We start from the raw sequence: 6,749 nt of genomic DNA, 5'->3' as shown, positions 1-6,749 counted from the left end.
GAAGCCAGAGCGCCCCAGAGCAATAGTTTGTTCAAACGCCTGGGTGAACATGCGGCCAGTATCCGCAAAGCGGAAGCAACGCTCAGCGTCAACGATTTCGATGTGCGCGTCGTTCCGATGGCCGACGCCCTCGTCCAGTGGGCGGAAGCGGTCATAATCAAACGGCTCGCGCCCATCTGGAACGCGCAGATTTCTGGCTTCGGCAACCACGATCCAGGTAAAGGGCGCTATCAACAGGCACGCTCCATCTGGGATCAGTTGCACCCTGGCAGAACCTGGGCCACCAGGATGGACAATCTGGCACGGTACGACGTAGCGCAGCTCAGGCGGTATATCCGTCTCTCGTTGGATACTGATCTGGACGGGTGAGACACCTTAGCCCCCGCTTCTGCTTGGGCCGGTCGGGGTGGCGGGGGCGGGGGGTGTTAGCCCGCTTTCTCTACTCCCAGGGGTTGACCACGTCTGACATGACCGCCTGAAAGTCCGCAACATTGCGCGTCACCACGATCAGCCCGTGCGTGCGGGCGGTGGCGGCAATCAGTGAGTCGGCGTAGCTTAAGGTCTTCCCCGCCGAGATGGCCCCGGCAGTCATGCTGGCCCAGGTGCGGGCCACCGCCCAGTCAACCGGCAGGATGCGGCCCGTGAACTGCTCTTCAATACCTCTCAAGAAAACCTGCAACTCTCTGGCCCGTTTGGTGTCGCCCAGTCGCAGCACGCCCTGTTCCAGCTCGGCCAGGGTAATGACACTCAGATACGTCTGCCCCACAGTGTGGCTGCCCAGCCAGACCATGACCTTCTCGTCTGGTTGAGGTTTGCTGCGTTCGCTGACGACGTTGGTATCCAGCAAATACATCAGGCCCTCCTTGTTGATCGATAGATCAACCGAGCGGAGCGAGAGAGGAAGAAGGGAAGCTCCTGCGAGAATGGAGGGATGGAGCGTTCTTTGCGGAATCCCGTAATGGCAGCAGGAGTTTCCTCAGTCGAGTTGGACAGCGGGGATAGGCGTTCGGTCACGCTCAAAGGTCAACTCGGCGGGTGCGCCGCCCAGCGCGTCGGCCAGGGTCGTGTTGGCCTGACTCAGCCGCACGAAGTCGTGATGCGAAAGCACCACCACCGCATTCTTGCCGTGCCGCGTGACCGCCTGCGGCCCCTGCGTGAGCGCGGCATCGACCAGTTCGCTGAAATGAGCCTTGGCATCCTGCAACGGCCACTCTGTCTTTGCCGACTGTACCTTCATATCGCGCCTCCCTGACCAGTGCTGACCAGTGCTGACCAGTTTACATCAGGATGTGTAACGAAGCAATGTCAGGTGCCTTGTTACTCTTGGCTGACGCTTCTGCTTGGGCAGGTTGAGGTGGCGGGGGCTGGGGGCTGGATTCAGTTCAGGGCCAGATGCTCCCGGACCCTGGCGCTCAGTTGAACCATCAGGTCATCCGGCACAAATCCCAGCCGACGAAGCACGCGGCTCAGCGCGACAGACCGAAGCTGCTCGACCTGCGCCTTGCTGTCTTCATCCAGACCGGTGCGCTGGTACGGGAGCAGGAGCTGAAACGGGTAGACCCGCCCCAGGTTGGTGGTCAGCGGGATCACCGAAATGACTACGTTGTTGGCATTGGCCGCGTTGTTGGTCAGCACCACGGCGGGCCGGGTAAAGTTGGCCTCGTTGCTGCGGGCGGAGCTGAAATCGACCAGAAAAATGTCGCCGCGCCGGATCAGCCCTACTGCCACTTCTCTCCGCCCGGTTCTTCCAGACCTTCACCCGTTTCAAGGTCGATAAATTCGCCGGAGCGGGCGTAGTCGGCGTAAGCCTCGGCCAGTTCCTTCTCCCGCAGGGCCACGATGGCCTGCGCGATCGCTTCACTGCGGCTGCTGATCCGGTGGGTCTTCTGATACTCCTCAAGGTAGTTGGCCAGGGTGGGAGGCAGGCTGACCGTCACCCGCTGCGTCGTGTCGTATGTCATGTGTGCATACTATCATACATACTGAGGTGCATAAAAATCCGGTTGCACGGCGCTTCTGCTTGGCCGGGTCGGGGCGGCGGGGGCTGGGGGCGGCGGGGGGTGGCCTGGTAGGGAGTAAACTGGTGGAGATTATGCAGATGACCCGCACCTTCCAGATCACCACCCGCGAGGAAGCCGCGCAGGCTGACCGGCGCTCAGAGTGGGCCAAGACGCCCCGGCAGCGGCTGGCCGACATAGAATTTCTACGTGCCCAGAGGTACGAGAATGGAACTGCCCCCAGATTTCAGAGAACTGTTGAGCTTGTTGAATCAGCACGGCGTTGAGTACCTGCTGGTCGGCGGCTACGCGGTCGGGGCACACGGCTTCCCACGCTACACCGGCGACATCGACATTTTTTACCGACTGGGCGAAGAAAATACGCAGCGGCTGGCATCGGCGATGACAGAATTTGCGGTGCCCATGCGTGCGGAAGACCTCAATCAGCCCGGCTCGATGGTCCGTATGGGCGCAAAACCGATGATGCTCGAACTGATGAACGAGATCAGCGGCGTGACCTTCGAGCAAGCCTGGAGCAACCGGGCCGAACTTGACCTGGGCGACCTCAAGGTGCCGCTGATCTCGCTGGCCGACCTGAGAATAAACAAGCGGGCGGCAGGGCGGAACAAAGATCTGGCTGACCTGGAAGAGTTGCCGGAAGAGTAGAACCAAACAGGCTCACGCTTCTGCTTGGGCGGGTTGGGGTGGCGGGGGCAGCCATTTCAAAGCCAGACGCCCCTTGACTCCGGTGCCGAGTCATCGATTCACCCGGCACCAACCGGAATCCTGCTACTGCCCCGCTTCCGCCCTGATCCACTCCTCGACCCCGCTCAGGAAGGCCGCCGCGTCGCCCAGGTTCAGGCGCTCCCCGGTCTGCCGGGCGTGTTCAGCCTGACGCAATACCTCGGGCACGTTCGGCTGATCCAGCGGCTGCTCCAGCACCCAACTCAATCCCGCCCGCTTGGAGCCCCACACGCCGGTCTGTGCCCAGCGCCAGCTTCGGCAGGCGTTCAGGACGCTGTTGGCGCTGGCCTGCTCATGCTGGCGGTGCCATCTGAGCGAGTCGAGTAATACGGATTCCGATTGATTCCGTTCTGTATTCGGAATCAATCCGACCAACGGGAGGAGGAACAAATACGGATTCTGCGGTATGGAGGAACACCCGGCGCTTTTACGGGTGTTCCGGAATTGAGCGGAATCCGTGTAAGGCGCTCAGCACCCACTCGCGGGGCAGCGGCGCGAACACCTCGGCGGGTGGCGGCCCCATCAGCGCCCGGCCCAGTTCACGGCCCAGGGCGATGTCGAGCACGAACCAGTGCGAGGCTTCCGCCGCCGGATCGAGGCCGAGGTGCCCTGGCAGCCCGGCCCCGGTGTTGAAGTTCAGCGCGAACTGCGGACGGCGACTCGGCGTGGCGACGGCGGCCCGCGTGTACAGCACGAATTCCAGCTTGCGGGCCGGGCAGGGCAGCGCGGCGTGACTGATAGCGGTGGCCAGGGCACGGTACTCGGCTTCGGTCAGTGGCTGTGCAATCACCGCCTGTGCAATCACCGCCTGTACATCGAGGTCGCTCAGGCCAGCTTCGTAGGCACCGTAGGCCGCCGAGCCGAACAGGTAGACCCCGACGAGCATCGGCCCCAGCGTCTGCTGAAGAACGGCGCTCAGGGCGTTCAGATAGGCCGTTTCAGGTGCGGGCAAGGAAGTGGACATCACCCGGTCACTGTAACGCGGCAACCAGACTCTTCAGGTGGCGGCACGGTGCCAGCCTGGGGATTACCTGGCTTCCCAGGCCCCAATATCCGGCCCGGCACCCACCGGACGGCTCAGGCCGCCCACGTCGTAGGCGGGTGCGTCGGCACTCAGCGCCCTGTCGATGGCGGGGCTGCCGGACTTCAGGCGAAAGTCGGCGGTGTTCACGTCGTTGCCGGGACTGACGAACTGCGGATCGGCCACGATGTCGCTCGGCACCCGGTTGGCCAGCTTGTCCGAGTTGAAATACAGATTGCGTTCAAAAGTGACGTTGCTGACCTGGAGATCTTGCCGGTTCCCGTCGTAGAGCGAGGTGGCCCGCTGACCGTCGCGCGGCACGATGATGTTGTTGACCACGCGCACGTTGCTGGCCGCCGCCACCGAGATTTCGCCGTCCAGGTCGGGCGTGCGGCCATTCTTGTAGAAGGTGTTGTTGCGGATCAGCACGTTGTCGCTGGAAAACACGTTGACGCCGCGCCCGCCGTTGTCGGCGCAGATGTTGTTCTCGACCAGGGTGGCACCGGTAAAGGCCGGGTAGGTCGCCTTGTCGCCCTGAAACTTCTGGGTGTTGCGCCCGTCGTCGATGATGATGCAGTTGCCGTCGGTGATGGTGGTGTTGCCGATGCCGGTGCCGGGCACCCTGTTTTCGTTTTTGAACACCGTGTTGGCCCGGATGATATGGTGATAGCCCGCCGCCTGATCGACGTTGCGGCTCTGGTAGAGCGAGATGGCGCTGGTGTCGTACTTGGAATAAAACGCCGTCTCCCAGATGGTATTGCCCTCGATGGTCACGTAATCGGCCTGCCCGGAGCCGATGCCGCCGCCGGGAAAGCCGTGAACCCGGTTGCCGATGATCCTGACGTGGTGCGAATCGATGCGTCCTGGCCCCCTGTCATTCAACGACGTGATGGCAATGCCCGGTTCCCAGCGCTCGCCGTTGGCGTTCTCGGCACCGGGCACCTGGTAGTCGAGGTTGAAGCCCTCGATATCGATATACGAGGCCCCCTGGAGGAGAAAGCCTGCCGAGCCGATTTCGGTGATGAAGATGTTGGGCTTGGCCCCCGGCGCGGCCTTGAAGGTGATGGGTTTGCCGGGCTTACCGGAACTGGCGATATACACGCCCGTATAAGTGCCGTCTTTGACCAGCACGGTGTCGCCAGGTGTCAGGGTCTGCGAAGCTTTGTTGATGGTGGCCCAGGGCGAAGCCTCGCTGCCAGGGCCGCCGTCGTTGCCACCCGGAGCGACCCAGAAGGTCCGGCCCGTCGCGTCTGGACTGCTGGGGCCAGGGCTACTGGAGCTAGAGAGCGCCGAGGCAGGCACCACCTGACGCGCAATGCCGGGGCCGCTCCATTCGAGCTTGAGGCTGGCCTGGCCGCCATTTTCGTAATACTCCAGGTTGATCTTCGCCCGCTTCCCGGCCACCAGACGAATCTGGCCGCTGCGGGTGGTCGCCGGGTGATCGGTGAAGTCGTCGATCAGGCGCTTACCACCCACATCCAGCCGCATGCCGTCGTCGGCGGTGACGTAGAAGGTGTACTTCCCGCTGGTCGGGGCACGGACCTCGCCCACGTACCGCGCCGAGAACTGGTCGTTGCGAATGCCGCTCAGGGGTGAGCCGTCGCCCCAGTCGAAATTCACGGTCGGGTCGGTGCGCCGCTTGGCCGGGCCGCTGAGGTCGATGGTGCCGAAATACTCGCCGTTCAGGCCCGCAGAGCTGAGCGCCTCGGACTCCAGCGGGGCCGGGGCACTCTGTCGCTGATCTGCCTGGGTCTGGTCCGCCGCGCCACAGGCGCTCAGCAGCAGGCCCAGGCCCAAGGCAGCACACGTGAAACGGGCAGTCAGGACACCGGACATAGAGATTTTCGGGTGCATGGCGTTTCCTTATGCAGCTCTGCAAAGTAGAGAGACCTTATGCAGCTCTGCGAAGTAAAGAGAATGGTGCAGCGAGACCGGGGACAAAGCGGCGTCTTCTCACCGCTGCTCTTCACTGGGCTGCTCACATCAGTGGGCTGCTCACATCAGGCTGCCGTCACCAGGCGAATTTCCGGTGAGCCTCTTCAGGGCGGGCCTGGCAACGGCGGCGCGAGCATCAGCCTGACCCTAGCCGCGCACCGTGAGAGCCTGCTCGGCCTGGCATGAGAGGCAGGTCGAGAGGCCGACACTGGAGCGACCGATCCGCAGCGACCCTGAGCAGCGCCCAACCGACGCCTGAACGCACAGCCGGGCGGCAGGCCCCTGGATGAGAACCGCCCGATGTCACCCGGCCCGCCATTGTGATACAAGCTGCATAGTTGCGGCTGACTCACGGTCACCTCGCCGGAGTCTTCTGCCGCCGGGCCGGGCTGCCGAGCAACTGGGCGTCGGTTGAGCCTGATGCCCACTGGCACAGGCGCACGAAACTCAAATACAGGGAACTCAGGCGCACGAAACTCAGGCGCGGCGCAGCTCCTGCATCCAGACTCGAATCCGCGAGGAGATCAGAGCGAGGGTCAGGACCGTGACGATCAGCATCGAGCGGCCCAGTGCCAGCAGCCAGTGCAGCGCGTCGGCGGGCAGGCCCTGACTGCTGGCAATCCTGACTGCTGGCAATAAGGTGCAGCGGTACGATCAGCGCCGCCAGCAGCAGGCCGAGGCGGCGGGCACCCGTAAACCGGAACGCCCAGGCCCGCAGCGCCAGCCCGGCGCCGACGATCAGCCACAGGCCCGACATCTGTGCCCAGGCTGCGCCCTGAATGACGGTCAGGATCAGCGTCAGCGCCGTCAGTTCCCAGGCCCAGATTGGCCTGGACAGTCCAGCCGTCAGCCTGCCGAGCATCCGGAGTTCCGCCGGATTGGGGGTAGCGCCCACGCAGCAGCAAGTTGAGTTCAGCCGGGCTGCCCAGCGTCGCCAGCGCTTGAGCTTCATCACCGGTCTGCTCCAGCGCTTCGCCGAAATGGGCCGTGTACTCGGCGCGCAGTCGGGCCGTGACCTGCGGTTCGAGGTCGTAGAGGGCAGCCCGCAGCCA

10 protein-coding genes are annotated in these 6,749 nt (G+C 63.6%); 2 read left to right on the top strand and 8 right to left on the bottom strand.

The window, feature by feature from the left end; translation table 11 throughout:
* Window positions 1-369: Eco29kI family restriction endonuclease (locus Q0R23_RS17265; RefSeq protein WP_293915055.1), on the top strand; the 369-nt coding region annotated here is incomplete at its 5' end.
* A gap of 70 nt (window positions 370-439) precedes the next feature.
* Here the strand turns inward: Q0R23_RS17265 and Q0R23_RS17260 are convergent.
* The 4 genes from Q0R23_RS17260 to Q0R23_RS17245 all read right to left on the bottom strand — a co-directional run bounded on the left by Q0R23_RS17260 (window position 440) and on the right by Q0R23_RS17245 (window position 1,961).
* The gene (locus Q0R23_RS17260; RefSeq protein WP_293915053.1) at window positions 440-853 is read right to left on the bottom strand and encodes a type II toxin-antitoxin system VapC family toxin; all 414 of its coding nucleotides are present in this window, start codon (window positions 851-853) and stop codon (window positions 440-442) included.
* Window positions 854-976: 123 nt separating this feature from the next.
* Complete coding sequence (locus Q0R23_RS17255; RefSeq protein WP_293915052.1) at window positions 977-1,237, bottom strand: type II toxin-antitoxin system Phd/YefM family antitoxin; 261 nt, start codon at window positions 1,235-1,237, stop codon at window positions 977-979.
* Window positions 1,238-1,377: 140 nt separating this feature from the next.
* Window positions 1,378-1,728 (bottom strand): type II toxin-antitoxin system PemK/MazF family toxin, encoded by a 351-nt coding sequence (locus tag Q0R23_RS17250; RefSeq protein ID WP_293915050.1) that lies wholly within the window; start codon window positions 1,726-1,728, stop codon window positions 1,378-1,380.
* Window positions 1,719-1,961: a ribbon-helix-helix domain-containing protein gene (locus Q0R23_RS17245; RefSeq protein ID WP_293915048.1), complete on the bottom strand. Its 243-nt coding sequence runs from the start codon at window positions 1,959-1,961 to the stop codon at window positions 1,719-1,721. The genes Q0R23_RS17250 and Q0R23_RS17245 overlap by 10 nt, the downstream gene beginning before the upstream one ends.
* A gap of 264 nt (window positions 1,962-2,225) precedes the next feature.
* Between Q0R23_RS17245 and Q0R23_RS17240 the strand changes: the two genes are divergently transcribed.
* A complete protein-coding gene (locus Q0R23_RS17240) occupies window positions 2,226-2,663 on the top strand; it encodes a nucleotidyltransferase (RefSeq protein ID WP_293915046.1) in 438 nt (145 codons plus the stop codon).
* Between the two features lie 123 nt (window positions 2,664-2,786).
* Here Q0R23_RS17240 and Q0R23_RS17235 read toward each other — a convergent pair whose 3' ends face one another.
* From Q0R23_RS17235 to Q0R23_RS17220, 4 genes are all read right to left on the bottom strand, one after another.
* Window positions 2,787-3,131: an aminoglycoside adenylyltransferase domain-containing protein gene (locus tag Q0R23_RS17235; RefSeq protein ID WP_293915044.1), complete on the bottom strand. Its 345-nt coding sequence runs from the start codon at window positions 3,129-3,131 to the stop codon at window positions 2,787-2,789.
* A gap of 37 nt (window positions 3,132-3,168) precedes the next feature.
* The gene (locus Q0R23_RS17230; RefSeq protein ID WP_293915042.1) at window positions 3,169-3,705 is read right to left on the bottom strand and encodes a hypothetical protein; all 537 of its coding nucleotides are present in this window, start codon (window positions 3,703-3,705) and stop codon (window positions 3,169-3,171) included.
* A 63-nt stretch (window positions 3,706-3,768) separates the two neighbouring features.
* Window positions 3,769-5,559 carry a PA14 domain-containing protein gene (locus Q0R23_RS17225; RefSeq protein ID WP_293915040.1) on the bottom strand — a complete coding sequence of 597 codons (1,791 nt, stop codon included), beginning with the start codon at window positions 5,557-5,559 and terminating at the stop codon, window positions 3,769-3,771.
* 493 nt (window positions 5,560-6,052) lie between these two features.
* Window positions 6,053-6,592, bottom strand: coding sequence for a hypothetical protein (locus Q0R23_RS17220; protein ID WP_293915038.1), 540 nt, complete (start codon window positions 6,590-6,592; stop codon window positions 6,053-6,055).
* Window positions 6,593-6,749: the final 157 nt, after the last annotated feature.

The sequence above is a fragment of the Deinococcus sp. genome, assembly GCF_025362455.1.
In the GTDB taxonomy this organism is placed as follows: domain Bacteria; phylum Deinococcota; class Deinococci; order Deinococcales; family Deinococcaceae; genus Deinococcus.
The sequence above is the reverse complement of the archived record's forward strand: the minus strand, read 5'-3'. Positions and strand labels throughout refer to the sequence as shown.

Coding starts and splice junctions, on each gene's coding strand:
- Q0R23_RS17255 (WP_293915052.1), bottom strand. CDS start 1,237: ATGAAGGTACAGTCGGCAAAGACAGAGTGGCCGTTGCAGGATGCCAAG.
- Q0R23_RS17245 (WP_293915048.1), bottom strand. CDS start 1,961: ATGACATACGACACGACGCAGCGGGTGACGGTCAGCCTGCCTCCCACC.
- Q0R23_RS17260 (WP_293915053.1), bottom strand. CDS start 853: ATGTATTTGCTGGATACCAACGTCGTCAGCGAACGCAGCAAACCTCAA.
- Q0R23_RS17230 (WP_293915042.1), bottom strand. CDS start 3,705: ATGTCCACTTCCTTGCCCGCACCTGAAACGGCCTATCTGAACGCCCTG.
- Q0R23_RS17240 (WP_293915046.1), top strand. CDS start 2,226: ATGGAACTGCCCCCAGATTTCAGAGAACTGTTGAGCTTGTTGAATCAG.